Source organism: Paeniglutamicibacter gangotriensis Lz1y (genome assembly GCF_000348945.1).
GTDB classification, from domain to species: Bacteria; Actinomycetota; Actinomycetes; order Actinomycetales; family Micrococcaceae; genus Paeniglutamicibacter; species Paeniglutamicibacter gangotriensis.
In genome coordinates this window covers 1-18,267 of the sequence record NZ_AOCK01000004.1, presented here as the reverse complement: position 1 = coordinate 18,267, position 18,267 = coordinate 1, and the positions used below count along the sequence as shown (strand labels likewise).

At 61.2% G+C, this 18,267-nt stretch carries 17 protein-coding genes; 11 read left to right on the top strand and 6 right to left on the bottom strand.

What is annotated here, in order from left to right; translation table 11 throughout:
- The first annotated feature begins 31 nt into the window (after positions 1-31).
- Together ADIAG_RS07445 and ADIAG_RS07440 are read left to right on the top strand one after the other, a co-directional pair.
- Positions 32-469, top strand: coding sequence for an Lrp/AsnC family transcriptional regulator (locus tag ADIAG_RS07445; protein WP_051059886.1), 438 nt, complete (start codon positions 32-34; stop codon positions 467-469).
- A complete protein-coding gene (locus ADIAG_RS07440; protein ID WP_007270726.1) occupies positions 466-1,857 on the top strand; it encodes an aspartate aminotransferase family protein in 1,392 nt (463 codons plus the stop codon). The genes ADIAG_RS07445 and ADIAG_RS07440 overlap by 4 nt, the downstream gene beginning before the upstream one ends.
- Before the next feature lie 95 nt (positions 1,858-1,952).
- On the opposite strand, the gene ADIAG_RS07435 is transcribed toward ADIAG_RS07440, so the two are convergent.
- The 3 genes from ADIAG_RS07435 to ADIAG_RS07425 form a co-directional block, all read right to left on the bottom strand.
- Positions 1,953-3,668: an MDR family MFS transporter gene (locus ADIAG_RS07435; protein ID WP_007270725.1), complete on the bottom strand. Its 1,716-nt coding sequence runs from the start codon at positions 3,666-3,668 to the stop codon at positions 1,953-1,955.
- A 255-nt stretch (positions 3,669-3,923) separates the two neighbouring features.
- On the bottom strand, positions 3,924-4,208 hold the full coding sequence (locus ADIAG_RS07430; RefSeq protein WP_007270724.1) for a cupin domain-containing protein: 285 nt from the start codon (positions 4,206-4,208) through the stop codon (positions 3,924-3,926).
- A gap of 244 nt (positions 4,209-4,452) precedes the next feature.
- A complete protein-coding gene (locus tag ADIAG_RS07425) occupies positions 4,453-4,860 on the bottom strand; it encodes a DoxX family membrane protein (RefSeq protein WP_007270723.1) in 408 nt (135 codons plus the stop codon).
- 96 nt (positions 4,861-4,956) lie between these two features.
- Here ADIAG_RS07425 and ADIAG_RS07420 point away from each other — a divergent pair, with 96 nt between their 5' ends.
- A complete protein-coding gene (locus ADIAG_RS07420) occupies positions 4,957-5,628 on the top strand; it encodes a helix-turn-helix transcriptional regulator (protein WP_007270722.1) in 672 nt (223 codons plus the stop codon).
- A 153-nt stretch (positions 5,629-5,781) separates the two neighbouring features.
- Complete coding sequence (locus tag ADIAG_RS07415; RefSeq protein WP_007270721.1) at positions 5,782-7,731, top strand: acyl-CoA dehydrogenase family protein; 1,950 nt, start codon at positions 5,782-5,784, stop codon at positions 7,729-7,731.
- Between the two features lie 26 nt (positions 7,732-7,757).
- Here the strand turns inward: ADIAG_RS07415 and ADIAG_RS07410 are convergent, their stop codons facing one another.
- The gene (locus ADIAG_RS07410; RefSeq protein ID WP_007270720.1) at positions 7,758-9,410 is read right to left on the bottom strand and encodes a PucR family transcriptional regulator; all 1,653 of its coding nucleotides are present in this window, start codon (positions 9,408-9,410) and stop codon (positions 7,758-7,760) included.
- A gap of 112 nt (positions 9,411-9,522) precedes the next feature.
- Between ADIAG_RS07410 and ADIAG_RS07405 the strand changes: the two genes are divergently transcribed.
- The 5 genes from ADIAG_RS07405 (at position 9,523) to ADIAG_RS07380 (ending at position 13,923) form a co-directional block, all read left to right on the top strand.
- A complete protein-coding gene (locus tag ADIAG_RS07405) occupies positions 9,523-11,016 on the top strand; it encodes a CoA-acylating methylmalonate-semialdehyde dehydrogenase (protein WP_007270719.1) in 1,494 nt (497 codons plus the stop codon).
- Positions 11,017-11,051: 35 nt separating this feature from the next.
- Positions 11,052-12,422: an aspartate aminotransferase family protein gene (locus ADIAG_RS07400; RefSeq protein ID WP_007270718.1), complete on the top strand. Its 1,371-nt coding sequence runs from the start codon at positions 11,052-11,054 to the stop codon at positions 12,420-12,422.
- A gap of 316 nt (positions 12,423-12,738) precedes the next feature.
- Complete coding sequence (locus tag ADIAG_RS07390; protein ID WP_007270717.1) at positions 12,739-13,272, top strand: hypothetical protein; 534 nt, start codon at positions 12,739-12,741, stop codon at positions 13,270-13,272.
- Between the two features lie 67 nt (positions 13,273-13,339).
- Positions 13,340-13,645, top strand: a complete 306-nt coding sequence (locus ADIAG_RS07385; protein ID WP_007270716.1) for a hypothetical protein — start codon at positions 13,340-13,342, stop codon at positions 13,643-13,645.
- Entirely contained in the window at positions 13,642-13,923 is a 282-nt protein-coding gene (locus ADIAG_RS07380; RefSeq protein ID WP_007270715.1) for a hypothetical protein, read from the top strand. The genes ADIAG_RS07385 and ADIAG_RS07380 overlap by 4 nt, the downstream gene beginning before the upstream one ends.
- An 806-nt stretch (positions 13,924-14,729) precedes the next feature.
- Here the strand turns inward: ADIAG_RS07380 and ADIAG_RS07375 are convergent.
- The gene (locus tag ADIAG_RS07375) at positions 14,730-15,311 is read right to left on the bottom strand and encodes a TetR/AcrR family transcriptional regulator (RefSeq protein ID WP_007270714.1); all 582 of its coding nucleotides are present in this window, start codon (positions 15,309-15,311) and stop codon (positions 14,730-14,732) included.
- Between the two features lie 29 nt (positions 15,312-15,340).
- Between ADIAG_RS07375 and ADIAG_RS07370 the strand changes: the two genes are divergently transcribed.
- Both ADIAG_RS07370 and ADIAG_RS07365 read left to right on the top strand, forming a co-directional pair.
- Complete coding sequence (locus ADIAG_RS07370) at positions 15,341-15,751, top strand: VOC family protein (RefSeq protein ID WP_007270713.1); 411 nt, start codon at positions 15,341-15,343, stop codon at positions 15,749-15,751.
- 360 nt (positions 15,752-16,111) lie between these two features.
- On the top strand, positions 16,112-16,636 hold the full coding sequence (locus tag ADIAG_RS07365; RefSeq protein ID WP_007270712.1) for a GNAT family N-acetyltransferase: 525 nt from the start codon (positions 16,112-16,114) through the stop codon (positions 16,634-16,636).
- A gap of 86 nt (positions 16,637-16,722) precedes the next feature.
- Here ADIAG_RS07365 and ADIAG_RS20065 read toward each other — a convergent pair whose 3' ends face one another.
- Positions 16,723-17,310 carry a hypothetical protein gene (locus tag ADIAG_RS20065; RefSeq protein ID WP_007270711.1) on the bottom strand — a complete coding sequence of 196 codons (588 nt, stop codon included), beginning with the start codon at positions 17,308-17,310 and terminating at the stop codon, positions 16,723-16,725.
- Positions 17,311-18,267 lie beyond the last annotated feature (957 nt).

The following is an 18,267-nucleotide window of genomic DNA, read 5'->3' as shown; positions in this document are numbered from 1 at the left end:
CGTAGCCAGCAGCACAACCAACGGATTCACCATGGATGACACATCCAAGGCGATCATCGAGCAGTTACAGCAAGACGGGCGCCGTTCCTATGCCGCGATCGGAAAGGCCGTAGGCCTGAGCGAGGCGGCGGTGCGGCAACGGGTCCAAAAACTCGTAGACAGCAAGGTCATGCAGGTTGTCGCGGTCACCGATCCGCTCCAGCTTGGCTTCAAGCGTCAGGCCCTGCTGGGCATTCGGTCCATCGGTGACATCATCGCCACCGCCGATAGGATCGCCGCCCTGCCCGAAGTCGACTATTGCGTTGTCGTGGCCGGGCCCTCGGACATCATTGCGGAAGTCATCTGCGCCAATGACGAGGACCTGCTTCGTATCATCACAGAAATTCGCTCCGTGGAGGGGGTACGCGAAACCGAGACATTCATGTATCTCTCACTACGCAAACAGGAATACAACTGGGGTACCCGATGAGCACTACCAACGCCACACCGCGCGGAACAGATCGACAGGTAGCCGCGCGGGACCATCTCTGGATGCACATGGCCCGACACTCCCCCTTGCAGCAGGGCGCCCGCGTGCCGATCATCACCCGCGGCGAGGGGCACACCCTCTGGGACGATGCAGGCAAGAGCTATATCGACGGACTGGCAGGCCTCTTCGTCGTCAATGCAGGGCACGGGCGCACCGAACTTGCCCAGGCCGCTGCCAAGCAGTCCGAAAAGCTCGCCTTCATGCCGCTGTGGTCCTACGCGCACGAACCTGCGATCGACCTGGCAGAGCGTCTTGCCAACTACGCGCCCGGAGACCTGAACCGCGTCTTCTTCACCAGCGGCGGCGGCGATGCCGTCGAATCCGCCTTCAAGCTGGCCAAACAGTACTTCAAGCTCAAGGACAAGCCGGGCAAACACAAGGTGATTTCTCGGGCGCTCGCCTATCACGGCACCCCGCAAGGTGCCCTAGCCATCACCTCGCTACCGGACATGAAGGCGCCCTTTGAACCGTTGGTTCCAGGTACCTTCCGTGTCCCCAACACCAATTTCTACCGTGCCCCGGAGCAATTCGCCGACAATGAGAAAGACTTCGGCTTTTGGGCCGCCGAACGTATCCGCGAGGCCATCGAGTTCGAGGGCGCCGACTCCATCGCAGCGGTCTTCTTAGAACCGGTGCAGAACTCCGGCGGTTGCTTCCCGCCACCCCCGGGCTATTTCCAGCGGGTGCGTGAGATCTGCGACGAGAACGACGTGCTACTGGTCTCCGACGAGGTCATCTGCGCGTTCGGTCGCATCGGTTCGATGTTCGCCTGCGACGATTTCGGTTATGTCCCGGACATCATCACCTGTGCCAAGGGCATCACCAGCGGCTATTCCCCGCTGGGGGCGATGATCGCCTCGGAAAAGCTCTTCGAGCCGTTTAAGCACGGAGACACCACTTTTTACCACGGCTACACCTTCGGAGGGCACCCGGTGTCCACCGCCGTGGCCATGGCCAACTTGGACATCTTCGAGCGGGAGGGCCTGAACCAGCGGGTCAAGGACAACGCTCGGATCTTCAGGTCCACCCTGGAGAAGCTCAAGGACCTGCCGATCGTGGGAGACGTGCGCGGTGCCGGATACTTCTACGGCATCGAGCTGGTCAAGGACAAGAAGACCAAGGAGACGTTCAACGACGAGGAATCCGAGCGTCTGTTGCGAGGCTTCCTTTCCACCGCGCTCTACGACGCCGGGTTGTATTGCCGGGCCGATGACCGCGGGGATCCGGTCATCCAGCTGGCCCCTCCGCTGACGGTGGGACCTCCGGAATTCGACCAAATCGAATCGATCCTACGTTCGGTGCTCACCGAGGCCGAGAACCACTTTTAGACCACGGGTGATAATCCCGAGGGTGTGTCCAGGCTCCCGGACGGACACACCCTCTGCTTGTGGCGGGGCTCAGTGTCTGCATCCGGGAAACAAACTCACAGGGGCGGTAGGTCTGCCCGGTGCCGGGGCCCGTTGCTAGTTGCTTTCGCGCCGGAGCTGGCCGACTCCCCCATCGATTGTTCGCCGCGATCGCCCGGCAGGTCCGAACCGCTAAAGGCTGGGGTGTCCGGGTCGGTGTCCAGGTCCTCCGGTTCTGGCTCTTTGATCGCCCCACCATCGCGTTCAATGGTGGTGGCAAGGGGCTTTTCGCGCAGGAAGACCAGCACGATTGCGGCAGCAAAGACCAGAGGCACCATGTAGAGGAACACCGGGGTGAGGGCATCGCTGTACGCCCCAACAATGATGCTCCGCACATCATCGGGCAAGGCACGGACCAGATCCGGGGTGAAGGAATTTGCGTCCCCGCCCTGCGCCGCACCGGCGGCCGACATCCGTTCGGACAGCAGGTTGCCCAGGTTCGTGACAAAGAGGCTGCCGACCACGGCCGTGCCGATGGAGGCGCCGATCTGGCGGAAGTAGTTGTTGGCAGCTGTTGCCATGCCCACTTGGGAATTGGGGAAGGTGTTCTGCACGATCAGCACTAGGATCTGCATGCCCAGCCCGAGCCCGATGCCCATCAACGCCAGATACGAGCAGATGATCCACACTTGCAGCTCCGCGTTCATGGTGGAAAGCAAGGCCAGTGCCCCTGACACGATGAGCGTCCCAACCACCGGGAACCACTTGTAGCGACCGGTCTTGCTGACGAAGGCCCCCGAACCGATGGACGTCAGGAGCAGCCCGCCCATCATGGGGATCATCAGCAAACCGGCCTGGGTCGCGTTGGCGCCGGTGACCATTTGCAGGAACGTCGGAAGGTAGGCCAGCGTCCCGAACATGGCCACACCGATCACCAGGCCAGCCACGGTGGTCTTGATGAAGTTCGGTTCCTTGAAAAGTTTCATGGACATGATGGGTGCCTCGGCGCGCGATTCCACCCAGACGAACAAGGCTCCCGCGGTCACCGTCAGGCAAATCAACAACATGATGATCCCGGATCCCCACGCATAGGTGGTCCCTCCCCAGGTGGTGGTGAGCACCAGCGCCGTGGAGGCAACGGCCAGCAACAGCATGCCCGCCACGTCCACGCGGCCCCGCTCCCCCTTCGCCTTCTCGGGAAGGTGTAAGAAGAAAAACGCCGCAGCGAGGGCCGCGATACCCAGCGGGATATTCATCCACAGGCACCACCGCCACGTCACTTCCTCGGTGAACCATCCGCCCAGCAGCGGACCGGCGACCGACGAGAGGGCAAAGACCCCGCCCATGATGCCCATGTATTTTCCACGTTCGCGGGCGGGGACCACATCGGCGATGATGGCCTGCGAAAGCACCATCAGCCCACCGCCACCCAGACCTTGGATGCCTCGCCCGGCGATCAGCCACGTCATGTCCTGGGCAAAGCCGCCCACGACGGATCCGATGATAAACAGGCTGATGGCACCCATGAAGATCCCCTTGCGACCAACCAGGTCGCCCATCTTGCCGTAGATCGGCAGGGTGATCGTGGAGGCAAGAATATATATGGTGATGACCCACAGCATGGCGTCGACGCCATTGAGTTCACCGACGATGGTGGGCAACGCGGTGGAAAAGATGGTCTGGTCCAACGAGGCCAACAGCATGGTCATGACCAGTCCGGCGAAAACCAAGAGGATGTTGCGGCGTTGCTTTTGTTCGTCGGTACGTTGCGTGTGCGCCATTGGCATTGTCATGTGAAAGCATCCCGCTCATAGCAAGGACCGTGTGCCGTCGGGTTCCGCGTCACAGGGACTCGCTGCACTCCGGGAAGATTTGATCACTCAGATCTCCGGCAGAGGACTACGGATCGTGCTGGGGTGCCCGTGTCCTCGCCTTTCGAGCGCCGTTGGTGCATCCGTGGGTGTTGTGCAGCATGCTCCCATGTTGGCATCAGAGCGACGGGGAAACAATGTCTTTCGGCCGCTACACAACATGCCTGCAGCTCGCCGTTATTTGAGTTCGATTTCCACAAATACGAATTCGGTCTCCGCATCATTGATGACATTGTGCTCGCTGCCGGCCACACGGGTATATGAAACCCCTGCAACAAGCTGGTTCCGGCTCGTCCCGTCGGCTGATTCAAGGAGCAGCTCCCCCGTGGACATGGGCACCACGACGTAGTCGGTGGGGTGAACGTGCCATCCGGTCTGAGATCCCGGAGCGAAGCGCCACTCAGTCACCCGGACGCGTTCATTCTCGATTTGAACGGTAGCTATGGCAGTGCGTCGGATCATGGTGTGTGCTTCCTTGTCCGCGGAGGGTCGTGTCGTACGGGATCAGGAATCACCGAACCCCGACCCATCGTTTCATCCACCGGTGCCGCTGGCAATGGATCGTTCGAACAATGACCGTTCATTGACTGCGCCAAGGAAAAACCCATGCCAGACGCAAAAAAGTGGCCGGCCGAGGGAAACAAGATCTCTTCCATCCCCTGGGCCAGCCACCATCTCGCCTCCATCACTGCAGCGGGAAAAGTACTTATCTTTCTCTCGCCAACGCCAAACGGTTCAAGGCGAACGCCGCGACCAGTAGCCCAAAGTCACGAAGGGCGACGTCGAAATAGCCCGGGAGCAGGATCAGGTTAACTATGATTCCCAGCAACCAGAGGCAAACCACCAGAGAACCGATCTTCGGGCGAAGCGCCACAAGGATGCCGGCGATGATTTCTACGACACCGACGGCATACATAAACGCCTGCGGAGTGACCGGGATGATATCTGTGGCCAACGGCGCCAGGTACTGGGTCCAATCGGTGAGCAGATTGGTGAACTTGTCGAGCCCAAAGACAATGGGCGCGACAGTGAAGATGGTGCGCAATACAAAGAACGCCTGGTGGTGAAGCCGGCTGCTTCGCTCCGCCGAGGTGCTTACCGTGTGGGTGGCCATGACGCTAACCCCTCTTTCTAAAGTGATGATAACTTATTTTAGAAACGTGACGAACTCTAAGTCAACAGTTACTACCTTTAGATTTAGACTGGAGCCATGAAGAGTGTTGCGCAGGATGAAAAACTCAACGCCCTGGCCGCTCTGGCGGATCCGGTACGCAAGGCCGTGTACGAATTCGTGCGTACCAGCGGCGCGGCCGTGGGGCGGGACGAATGCGCCTCGGCACTCTCGCTGCCCCGCAATACCGTCGCGTTCCAGCTGGATAAGCTGGCGGACCAAGGTCTCCTCTCGGTGGAGTTCCGGCGGCTCAACGGTAGGGGCGGACCGGGATCGGGCAGACCGGCGAAGCTGTACACCGCCACGCATCTTGAGGTGGCGGCCAGCATTCCCCACCGCGAATACGCGCTGGCCGCGCACCTGATGGCACAGGCCATCGAGCGCTCCGGCGCCGAGAACCGACCCATCACGGAGGTTCTGGCGGAAGTTGCCCGTGAAACCGGACAAACAATCGGTGCCCTGGCCGGTTCCTTGCCCCAGATCTTGACCGAACATGGTTATCGGCCGGAATTCCGCGAGGACGGCTCGGTCGGACTTCTCGACTGCCCGTTCCACCAGCTCTCCGCCAGCCACCGAAATACCGTTTGCACCATGAACCTCGAGTTGCTCACCGCCGTGGTCGAGGGGTCCGAGGCGCCATACCGTGCGTGCTTTGATCCACCCACCAACGAACACCACTGCTGCGTACGCCTGGATCCGGAGCGCGATTAACACCTGAGGGTTCCTGCTCGGTGGCTCCTTCGGGAGCGTTAACGGACACCACACCCCCTATCGACAACTACGCCCCGCAGCTAGGCTGGCCTGAACAGATCAGGGCCCGCGCGTCCGCAGGGCAGGTCCTTGGCTTTCGACAGGGGAATTGCCATGAGCATTGATGAACAGCAAACAGATCAACGCGTCGACGAAAAGGTTGCGCGCCAGGTAGCCGAGGCCGCACGCGAGCAATCGTGGGAGCGGCCCAGCTTTGCCAAGGGCCTGTATATGGGCAGCTTCGACTGGGACCTGATCCACCCGCACCCGCAACCGGAGCCCGAAGCCGAAGCACGAGGTGTCGCTTTCATGGCCAAGCTGCGTGAAGCCATCACGCACATCGACCCCGCGGCCATCGAACGCGAGGCACGGATCCCCGATGAGGCAATCAGGGCGCTGCGTGAGGTTGGCGCCTTCGGCATGAAGATTCCCGTCGAATATGGGGGGCTGGGCCTGAACCTCGCGGACTACGGCAGGGCCTTGATGCTGGTGGGTACCCTGAACCCCAGTCTCGGAGCATTGCTCTCGGCCCACCAATCCATCGGGGTTCCGGAACCCGTGAAGATGTTTGGCACCGAGGAACAAAAACGTGCCTTTCTGCCGCGCTGTGCTGCCGGGGCCATCTCGGCCTTTCTGCTGACCGAGAATGATGTGGGATCCGACCCCGCACGGCTGGGCACCACCGCCACGCTCTCGGCAGACGGCACGAGCTACAGCATCAACGGCGCAAAACTTTGGACCACCAACGGGGTGGTCGCCGAGCTGCTGGTGGTCATGGCCGCGGTGCCAGCCCACGAGCTGCCTGACGGGACCAAGTCCCGCGGCGGCATCAGCGCCTTCGTCGTGGAAGCCGATGCGCCGGGCATCGTGGTGGAGAACCGCAACGCCTTCATGGGCCTGCGCGGCATCGAAAATGGTGTCACTCGTTTCCGCGAGGTACAGGTTCCAGTGGAGAACCGCCTCGGCAAGGAAGGCGCCGGACTCAAAATCGCCCTGAGCACGCTGAACACCGGCAGGCTCTCCATCCCGGCCATGTGCGCAGGTGCCGGCAAATGGTCGCTGAAGATCGCTAGGGAATGGTCCAACGCCCGCATCCAATGGGGCAAGCCGGTGGGGGAACACGAAGCTGTCGGCAAAAAGATCGCCTACATCGCCGCCAGCACCTTCGCCCTCGAAGCGGTCTTCGAGCTCTCCGCCGCGTTGGCCGACGCGGGGATGAAAGATGTCCGCATCGAGGCGGCCTTGGCCAAGCTCTTCTCCTCCGAGGTTTCCTGCACAATCGCCGACGAGCTGCTCCAGATCCGTGGTGGTCGCGGGTACGAGACCGCGGAATCTCAGCGCGCCCGCGGGGAACGCTCGGTCCCCGTCGAGCAGCTGCTGCGGGACTTGCGCATCAACCGCATCTTCGAGGGATCCACCGAAATCATGCACCTGCTCATTGCCCGCGAAGCGGTAGACGCCCACTTGAAGGCCGCCGGGGACCTAGCCAACAAGGACGCGGACCTGCAGGCCAAGGCGAAGGCAGCCATGGTGGCCTCGGGCTTTTACGCCAAATGGTTGCCGACCTTGGCGGTGGGTTCGGGCCTGCTGCCCAATTCCTATGCTCAGATCGGCAGGCTGGCCAAGTACCTGCGCTTCATCGAGCGGGCCTCGCGCCGTCTGGCCCGGCACACCTTCGCGGGCATGGCCACCTGGCAGGCGGGCATGGAAAGCCACCAGGTGTTCCTGGGTCGCGTGGTGGATGTGGGCGCCGAGCTCTTTGCCATGGCAGCGTGCATCTCCCGGGTGGAGCTGATGCGCACCCAAGATCCGCTGAATGCCGACTCGGCCGAGTTGCTGGCGTTGGCCTTCTGCGAACAATCCGAGCACCGGTGCGAGACCCTGTTCAGGGAGTTGTGGGCCAATAGCGATAAAACCGATCGAAAACTCTCGACGAAGGTGCTCGCCGGGGAGTTCGCCTGGCTCGAGTCCGGGATCGTGGATGCCTCCGAGGGGACGGGCGAGTGGATTGCCCCCTGGTCCACCGAGACCACGCGTGATCGGCGCCGCCCGTACGGAAACTAGGCTTTGACAGTTCGTGAAATCGGCTGCTACCGGGTTTTGCCCAGCCGATACCACTGCACCGCCACGTGCAATGAGGTCCGGGATTCGGCGTCATCCAAGCTGACCCCGAGTTTTTCCTCCAGCTTTTCCAGCCTTGCGTAAAGCGCCGGGCGGCTCAGGTAACCGGTCCGGGCCAGAGCCGATTTGTTTCCTCCGTGTTTGAGGTAGAGCTCTAGGAGTTCCAGTGCCGCGGTATCCGGGGGATCAAGGATTCCGGCCAGTTCCGCCTCGGCAAAGGATTTGACGCGGGCGTCGTGCTGCAGCAGCGCCAGCAGTCCGTTCAGGCGCACGTCGGTGAAGCGGTAGAAGGGCCGGGATCTGCTCTCGAAGGTGGCCACGATTTCGGCGACCTGCGCCGCCTCGTCCAGCCCATGCGCCGCGTCCTTGACGGTGCTCTTGCCATGCCCCACACCCACCGACCAATCAACGCCGGCCTGTTCACTGGCCAGCTGCCGGAAGATGCGCTCCAGCAGGGGTTCTTCGAGTTGCTTGGCCCCCACGCCCAGCACCAGACCGACCTGTCCGGATTGCAGGCTTGCTGCCAACCCTGTGGCCCGCGCGGAGTCCAGTACTCGCAGCAGCACGTCGAGCAGCTCGCGTTCGCGCAGCTGCATGCCCGTGGGGCCTTGCCCGCTCCGGTGATCCACGCGTAGGACCACCGGTACATAGTGTGCTGCTTCGTCCAGGCCCAGCGCCATGGCACGCACCAGCACTTCTTCAACGCCGAGGGAATGGGCCTGGCGCAATTCGTGCAGCAGGCCCGCACGCGCCTGGTGCAGTAATTCCAGCTGGTCCCGCCCGGCCAAGCGGGCAATCGTCAGGGTCTGGCCGGCACGTTCTAGCACCATCGAGGCGTCATCGTCATCGACCAAGGCGCCTGGCACCAGCAACCTGCCCCAGCGCTGGCCGCGGACCCCCACGGGAGTCTGCAACCAGTTTTCCTCCCCCACCCCACGGCCCGTGGATTCCAGGTAGCCAACTCGGCGGGAGCGTTCGGTCCAGCGCGTGAGTAGTTCCGCCTGGTTTTCCCCGGTGTCTTCGAAGGCGAGCACCAGGTGTGCCACGTCCTCGAGCACCACCGGCGCCCCGATCAGCTTCGCGGCACGGGCGACGATGTCCTTCTCCCCCGCATCTTCCAGGCTCAGGGCGGTGAACACCTCGTGGATGGTGCGTGAGCGTTCCAGTGCGGACAGTTGGTCGGAAACCAGCATGCGGTGGACGACCTCGGTGATGGCCACGAACTTCACCCTGCGGCGCAGCAACACCACCGGAAACTGACTGCCGGCCGCGGCCCGGCGCAGCGCCGTGATTGCCGCGTCGGCATGCGGGCTGGCCCCCTGCACCAGCTCCACCACCAGGCCTGCCGCACCAGCGTCCCGAACCTCGGCCAGAAACCGTGCGGCATCTTCCCCGCCATCACCAAAGGCCATCCCGGTGGTGAGCACCAGTTCACCACCGGCCAGCAGTTCCGACATCTCGGAGGTCTCGCTGACGTGGACCCATCTCACCGGGGTCATCAGTGCTTCGGCCCCGCCGAGCACCTCCGGGTCCCCATCGCGCACGACATCGAGTTCAAGGATCCGAGCGATGCTCAAGACGGCAGGAACGGCAGGGGCAGCAACGTTAGAAGAAAGGCTCACAACACACAGTGTATTGCTTTGCGCCAAAGCCCTTACACTCTGCTAATGCCGTGTGTGTGGTCCGCACGACACAATGAAACCACGACAGCCCCGAATTGTTAGGAAACACCACATGGAAACCCTCGCCCACTGGTCCAATGGCGCCACCCTCGAAGCCCCCGCCGACTCCCGTCACGCCGAGGTCATGAACCCGGCCACCGGCGAAGTCTCCTCCAAGGTGGCACTAGCCAGCGCCGAGACCACCGCCGAGGTCATTGCCGCGGCCCACGCCGCATTCCCGGCCTGGCGCGACACCTCGCTGACCCGCAGGGCAAACATCCTGTTCAACTACCGCGAGCTGCTGAACAAGCGCAAGGGCGAACTGGCCGCAATCATCACCGCCGAGCACGGCAAGGTCCTTGACGATGCCATGGGCGAAATCTCCCGTGGCCAGGAGGTCGTCGAATATGCCTGCGGCATCCCGCACCTGGTCAAGGGCGGCTACACGGAGAACGCCTCCACCAAGATCGACGTGCACTCGATTCGTCAGCCGCTGGGCGTCTCGGCCATCATCTCCCCCTTCAATTTCCCGGCCATGGTCCCGATGTGGTTCTTCCCCATCGCCATCGCCGCCGGCAACACCGTGGTGCTCAAGCCCAGTGAGAAGGACCCCACCGCGGCGATCTGGATGGCCGAGCTGTGGAAGGAAGCAGGACTCCCGGACGGAGTCTTCAACGTGGTCAACGGTGACAAGGAATCGGTCGACACCCTGCTGAGCGACCCGCGCGTCTCCTCGGTATCCTTCGTCGGTTCCACCCCGATCGCCCAGTACGTCTACGCCACCGGCACCGCCAACGGAAAGCGCGTCCAGGCCCTGGGCGGGGCCAAGAACCACATGCTGGTCTTGCCCGATGCAGACCTCGACTTGGCCGCCGACGCCGCGGTCAACGCCGGCTTCGGCGCAGCCGGCGAGCGCTGCATGGCGATCTCCGCGATCGTGGCCATCGAATCGATCGCCGATGAGTTGGTCGCCAAGATCGCCGAACGCACCCAGACGCTGCGCGTGGGCGACGGAACCCGCGGCTGTGACATGGGCCCGCTGGTCACCGCCGCGCACCGCGACAAGGTCGCCGGGTACATCGATGCCGGCGAGGCAGCGGGAGCCACCATGGTCCTGGATGGCCGCACGGTCACCCCCGATGCCGAGGGCGAAGGCTTCTTCTTGAACCCAACGCTTTTTGACGACGTCACCACAGACATGTCGATCTACACCGATGAGATCTTCGGCCCGGTCCTCGCGGTGGTGCGTGTCGAGTCCTTCGACGAGGGCATCGACACCATCAACGCCAACCCCTATGGCAACGGCACCGCAATCTTCACCAACGACGGTGGGGCTGCACGCCGCTTCGAGAACGAGATCCAGGTCGGCATGGTCGGCATCAACGTGCCGATCCCGGTGCCCATGGCCTACTACTCCTTCGGTGGCTGGAAGAACTCGCTCTTCGGCGACACCCACGCCTACGGCTCCGAGGGCATCAACTTCTTCACCCGCGGCAAGGTCGTCACCTCCCGCTGGCTGGACCCCAGCCACGGCGGCCTGAACCTCGGCTTCCCGCAGAACGCCTAAGCTTCAAGCACAGAATTCAGAAAGGGATTACTCTCATGAGCACTTCCGTGAACACGGAGATCACCGCCGAGCTGATTGCCGCCGGCAAGGTGGCCCACGAGTTGGACCGCGAGCATGTCTTCCACTCCTGGCAGGCCCAGGGACCGTTCGACCCGATGACCATCATCAAGACCGAGGGTTCTTGGGTCTGGGATGGGGAGGGGAACAAGCTACTGGATCTCTCCTCACAACTTGTCAACACCAATATCGGCCACCAGCACCCCAAGGTTGTTGCGGCCATCCAGGCGCAGGCGGCAACTATCTGCACCATTGCCCCGCAACACGTCAATGATGCCCGCTCCGAGGCCGCGAAGCTGATCGCGGAGCTGACCCCTGGGAACCTGAACAAGATCTTTTTCACCAACGGCGGGGCCGACGCCAACGAACACGCCATCCGCATGGCCCGCGTCCACACCGGCAAGCACAAGGTCCTTGCCGCCTACCGCAGCTACCACGGCGGCACGCACCTGGCAGTAAACGTCACCGGGGATCCGCGCCGCGTCGCCTCCGATAACGCCACCGACGGGGTCGTGCACTTCTTCCCCGCCTACTTATACCGCTCCTATTTCAATTCCACCACCGAGGCCGAAGAAACCCAGCGCGCTCTGCGCCACCTCGAGGACACCATCATCCTGGAGGGCCCCAGCTCCATCGGCGCCCTGGTCCTGGAGTCGATCCCGGGCAGCGCAGGGATCTATGTGCCCCCGACAGGGTATATGGAAGGGGTGCGCGAACTGACCAGCAAGTACGGCATCATCCTGATTGCCGACGAGGTCATGGCCGGATTCGGTCGCGCCGGGCAGTGGTTCGCGGTCAATCACTGGAATATCACCCCGGATCTGCTCACCTTCGCCAAGGGTGTGAATTCCGGCTATGTCCCTCTCGGCGGGGTGGCCATTTCCGAGGAAATTTTCGAAACCTTCCTCCAGCGCCCCTATCCGGGCGGGCTGACCTACTCGGGTCACCCGCTGGCCTGCGCCGCGGCCGTTGCCACCATCAAGGCCATGCAGGAAGAGCGGATGGTAGAGAACTCGGCACGCCTGGGCGCGGAGATCATCGGCCCGGCGCTCACCGAGCTGAAGGCCAAGCACCCCTCGGTCGGGGATGTGCGTGGCACCGGCTGCTTCTGGGCCGTGGAACTGGTCACCAACCAGGAGACCCGCGAACCCATGGCACCCTACGGAGGGTCTTCCCCGGCGATGGCGGCCGTGACGGGTGCCTTGAAAAAGGCTGGCATGCTGCCCTTTGTGAACTTCAACCGGATCCATGTGGTGCCGCCGCTGAACATCAGCGACGCTGATCTGCGGACAGGCTTGGCCATGCTCGACGAGGCGTTAAGCGTCGCCGACGGTTTCGTCACCGACTGAGAGTCTTCGTCGAGTCCATGATCGCGGGGGCGGGGTACCGGTTTTCCACCGGGCTCGGCCCCCGCGTCAACATCGTCATCCCTTCGTTGGTATGACGCGCTCTCATAGCTCAGCCTCGTGGCCATTCGGGCTTGAAGCCCAACGCTCCCCTGTAACTCCGTGCGGTTTGGGGCTTTTCGTCGGCCATGGGATTCATCCACACGGCCGCACCCTTTCGGCTCGCGCTGAGGGCGTAGGCGAAAATATCCGCTGATGACCACACCAGATACGCCTCAAGGACGATGTAGCTGAACAATTGCATTGTTAGCATGGTCACATGTATCAGTCCGTAGATTTCGGAACGCCGCTGCTTTACCTTGCCGTGGCCGGAGTCATCGTCGTGTTCGCCATCCCCCTCGGGATCCACGCTCTGCTGCGCTGGCGCGGCTATCGCAAGGATTCGGAAACACGGAGAACCTATGCGCGGCGCAGGGATATCGGCATCGAGACGGGCGTCTCGGGGGCAGGCATCATCGTGGCTTTGGCATTCGTCGCCGTCTGTGCCGTGGGCTGGAACCAGTCCGAGAAGAACCTCGTGGCCAACATCGAATCCCGCTACGAGGTGAGCGACGTCCGGCTGGCTTCCTGGAACGGCTCGTGGGCCACCGTCGAGCTACTCGACGGCAACGGGGTCGTAGCCCCCGGAATCGAGGTTTCCTTCGACGCCGTGGGGGCGCCGGTTCTGCGTGATGTCGCATTTGAGCTGGATCCCAAGCACGCCGTGGAACACTCACTGGAATTACGTCAACAACCCGCAACACCGGTACCTTCGGCTGCTTTCTCGCGCTCTCCTCTCCGCCCGCAGGCCTAGTCCCGTCCGCGCAAGATGAGCCCGTCCTCCGATGCGTTGCGTGCCTCCGGATTCATAAGCTCAGGGTATGACACACTCACAACGACCCCGCCGCGCTTCCGTCCCCGGCACCAAAACCGTATTTCTGCTCTCGCTGGCGGCGTTCTCCTGGCTGGCCATGACAGGATGCAGCGCGTTGGGATTCGAATCGAATTACGACAAGCAAGTCAGCTACGAATTTGATTCAAGGTTCGAGGGAAAGGACCAGATGGTACTGCCCGAATCGCTTCCCAACGAAGCGGTCAACGTCAAGGAAATCGTGCGTAGCACCGGCAACGAACGGATACTGCGCGCAGACCTTGCAGGAGCGCTGCCCCGAGCTGTGCGGCGATGACTGGCAAGCCCTCCCCTGCAGAGCTCTCCGCCGGTCCGGAACGGCAGCAGGAGAGTTCCACCGCCCAGGAGATCAAGGAGCAACTGGACTCCCAATACCAAACGCCGTTGTTGAGTGCCCAGTGGTGGCCAACCAGCCAAGAAAAGCAGACTACGCATCTATGCGGAAAACGGTGGGTTTCCCTGGATGGTGTCGCCCTGTCGGCATTCGTCCCGGAATCGAAGGCCATTGCAGAGAACGTCATCGCCGAGCAGGCCAAGGCTCAGCGGGAGAAATAGGCAACGCGTCCGCGCACCGGTCCGGTACACCGACGCGGATCCATACTGCTCGGGTCCTGCCTGCTGCACTGAAATAAACATCGCGTCATCGAGTGCACGCTCGCCTTCTTAGCGGTGACTGGCAATGCCGCAAGAGTCGCGACTTAGGATAATTCAGGAAACCGGTTCGGACTCGCATGGATCAACCGTGATTCAGAGGGAGGCTCGCCGCTTCTCACCGCCTCCCCCACTCCCACATGCATCACCTGCTGGCGTTGCGCCCCCGGCATCCGCGTGGCTTGCCCGGCTCAAGGGCCGCCTGCCACCGATCTGCTGGCGGAAAGGCTGCAGGTAGTCGAACTTGTGGATCGCGTTTCTTGCTGAGGAAGCAAACTCGACCCGCGATGTCACCCTTGAATCCGGCACGACTATTTCTATCAAATCCATGTGTTGAGTTCCCGCGACCAAAGCCGTTCGACACCAAGTAAGGGTGTCCCGTATAAGGCCCGTTGACCGGGCATTATTGCGGGCAGGGTATACGGAACGCTCAAAATTCGATGATTCCAAAGATACTAGTCATCAAATGATTTGCCCGTTTGAGGACCCTCTTACGGTACGGTCCGAAATGCCAATCCGGACAAACCCCTATCGGGACGATGCGACTGTTCAGATGGTCACGAGGTGCTCTTGGTGGTTCCTTTTGCGGGCTTCCTAGCCCTGTGCAGAGGACTTCGGACGGTGAATTCGCCTTCGAAAATTGGCACACAGCCTTTAGGAGGGCTTCTCAGGATGTCTGTTCACCGCCAGACCCATCGTGCCGAGGCCCGTCATGGGGCGGGAGTCACGACCCGGTCAATGAGGAAAAGCATCGCAGCCTGGACCTCACCTTTGTCGCCTCCACCATCAATATCCAGCGCTGCCCGATCAAATGATGCCGACAACAAGTTCGTTAGCGCAGCGACATCGCGTCCGGGCATTGCGCCTTCGAGCCCTTCACGTAGTGATGCGGCGGCATGGCCCTCATCTATTGCGGCCATCCTGGCCGTACCGAGTACTGCAGGGCCTTCGATAAGCAGCAGGCGAGTCCGCCCCGGAACGTCCATTGCATTGAGGTAGGCGACGCTACCGACTCGTAAGGCATCGACAGGGCTGGCGTTGGCCGGCTCAGCATTCTCTATCTCCTCTGCGACTTGGCGGGCCTCCTCCTCGAGTACTGCATGCAGGACTTCGCTCTTATCCCTGAAGTGGTGATAGAGCGCGCCTCGGGTCAGTCCCGCACGCTCAACCAGCTCTGGTGTGGATGTGGCGGCAAACCCTTTCTCAACGAAAAGCGACCTTGCTGCGACAACCAGCGCCCGTCGGGTCTGGGCGCTGCGCTGGGCGTTTGTTTGGGTTCGAACCTTTTGCATACATACAGTCTGTATGTTAGTTTTCTTGCATGCAAATCATTTCGAGCTCCTATCCCGTAATCATGACCGACAATGTGGCTGCCACCGCTGCCTTCTACCAGCAACATTTCGGCTTCGAACAGCTGTTTTCGAGCGACTGGTATATCCACCTACAGCGTCAGGAACACGCCTTGGCCGTCTTGGATGGCCAGCACGAGACCGTGCCTGAGGCCCACCGAGGAACCGCTTCCGGCATACTGCTCAACTTTGAGGTTGATGACGTCGACGCTACATACGCCAAGTTCGTTGCCGCAGGCCTGCCGATCATTTCGCCTCTACGCGATGAGGACTTTGGTCAGCGGCATTTCATTACCGCAGACCCCAACGGGGTGTTAGTCGATGTAATCACCCCGATCGCGCCGAGCGTAGAGTTCGAAGCACAGTTCACGCAACCGTCCTGACTGTCCACCTCATGTAAGACACTTGTGAACAATGTTGTGGAGATCATTGCGTTAGCAGGGCCTCAGACGGCGGGCCACGTGGGCCAGTCGATGGGAGCCCGCACTGCTCGTCGACGTCGCACCTCCATGTGATGAAAGAGATCCATTCGAGTCACAATGCAGGGAACCTCTGCGAATGTCCCGTAGAAGGTTCCGCTTGCGGGGAATTGAAATCCAAGCGAACCGATCCTTAAAAATCACCGGTTACCAGCGCGCCAGGAAAGCCAGCCGTAGCTCGAGGTCAATCTAGACCGCAGGTTAGTTCTCCGCTGCACGTCATCTGTTCTTCCTCCTTCGCATTCGGTTGGTACATTTCAACTCATGACCAGTGCAAATATCATTGTCCGCCAGCCCGCTGAGGGCGACGCGAGCACGTTGGCTGACATCCAAATCTCGGCATGGAGAGCCGCCTACCGGGGCGTGATGACCGAGGAGTACCTCGACGCCATGGACAGTGAACGTTATGCAGAGGGCTGGGCTAGAAACATAGCCAACCCCAAACCAGGAACATCCCACTTGGTGGCGGAATCAGGAAGCCAGGTCGTTGGGTTTTGCATACTCGGGCCTGCCACCGGAGACTCCGATACTGCACTTGGGCAGCTCTACGCAATTAATGTGCATCCACAGTGGTGGGACAAGGGCGCAGGTTCAGCGTTGTTCGCGGCCGCCGAGGAGAAGCTCGTTGCCCTGGGGTACGACAGAGCTTTTCTATGGGTTGAAGCCAACAACAAAAGAGCCATCGACTTCTACACCAAACGTGGGTGGCTAGACGACGGAGGGACCATGCAGGACACCCGTTTCGATCCGCCCGTGTCAGAACGACGCCACAGCCGTGAAATGAAATAGCCCATTTACTCCCCGGCACCACCAATGCTTGGTTTCATGTCCCGCAAGCCGTTCGGCTTACGGAATCTTAGAACAGGGAGAATTCGTCAGTCGAGCCAGGGGAATCCCTCAGGATTTCTGGCGGCGCGCATGGAAACGGCTTCGAAGTTGTGGAGCAGTGGGGTGATGGGCAAATCTTCGGGTTCGACGGGTATCTCAGCCAAGACGGGAACCGGTTCCGTGCTGACCAACTGGCACTCAGTAATCAGCCCGAGGACGGGGTCGGTGTAGCTGGGCATTCTGGTAAAGCCATTGCGCGAAAGAACGTAGACCACCCCGGCACTGGTAGGCGTCTGACCGTCCTCGGTAGAAGCGAATGAAAGAAAGATGCGCCGCGCAGACCAGTTCCCGGCTATTGCTCCCGGATAGAAGCAGGCGTTCAAAAAACGCCGGCATGCCGAAGAGCGGATGGCATAGGCGATGGCCCACGTGGGGTCCTCGGTGGCATAGACGGCAGTGTGTTTTGAGAAGTCATCACGGCTGAAATCGATGGGAGCACGAGGCTCAATCCACGACAGGCCGGGTGTCCGTGAACCGTGCAGCACGATGTCGTTCGTTGCGGCAAGTTCGGCTAGCCGGGTCCAGGTCTTGTCTCCATTCGTAGGAGCGGGGACGTGCCAGATGGATGTGCCCATGATTCAAAGGCTAGCAGCGAATTTTATCTGTCCAGCAGGAAGGCACTCAGTGCCCGGGATGATCGGACCTGCCCTAGATTGTTCTATTCACTTGCACCCTTGGATGGCACCATAGTGAGCGCATTGAGGATTCCTCTTGTACCGCTGAGCAAAACCCTCTTCCATACGTCGCGTTGGAGGTTCCGCTTACGGAATGGCCAGACGGTGAATTTCATGCGTCCGTCCACTCAGAATCTGGCCACCGGTCATCGACCCCCTTGCGGAACGCTGCTGAACGCTTATCCGGACAACCCCCTTGCGGGACGACGACACTGATTCGCTAGCCAAAAAAACGTTCCGCCCGGTTCTGCTTGCGAACGTGCAAGTGAAGCGCAGGCGACCTTGGATTAGGGACAGCACTGCCCCGGGGTCATCATTTCTTGAGGTCCAAAGCGTTAACAACTAGGCGTTTCAAAAGGGATGAGGAAGAATCAGGCAACAACGCCTTCCAGAAGAGGCCTACACAAATTGAGATTCTTGACAGGGAACCGATGATGACAACTTCACCAATGCTTAATCACCCTCGCAGGGAGACCCAAGCTTCCGTCTCCCGGATCCGAAAAGTGTGGATCACTGGGGCGATCGGAATTCTCGTCGTTCCGTTCATGGCCATGGCCATGGCGACCTACGCCGCTGGCCCAGTACCCGTCGCCACCCCGGTCATGGTTGGAGTTTCGACGGGGGCAAGTTTGCTCGCTTTCATATCAGCCGTGTACGTGGCCTATGCAAGCTTCCGCATCGGGCACAGAGGAAACAAACTTGCCTCAGCCTTTGTCCTCATGGTCACGTTCGTTGTGTGTCAGACCACAGTGGCAGGAGCCATGGCAAGCTTCTCCGTGGCATAGCGTCTGGCCTCACCCGTATCGGTACTGCTTGCTTCCAAAGAAGTCCGGCTTTCGCCCAGTTACGCGTCCACTC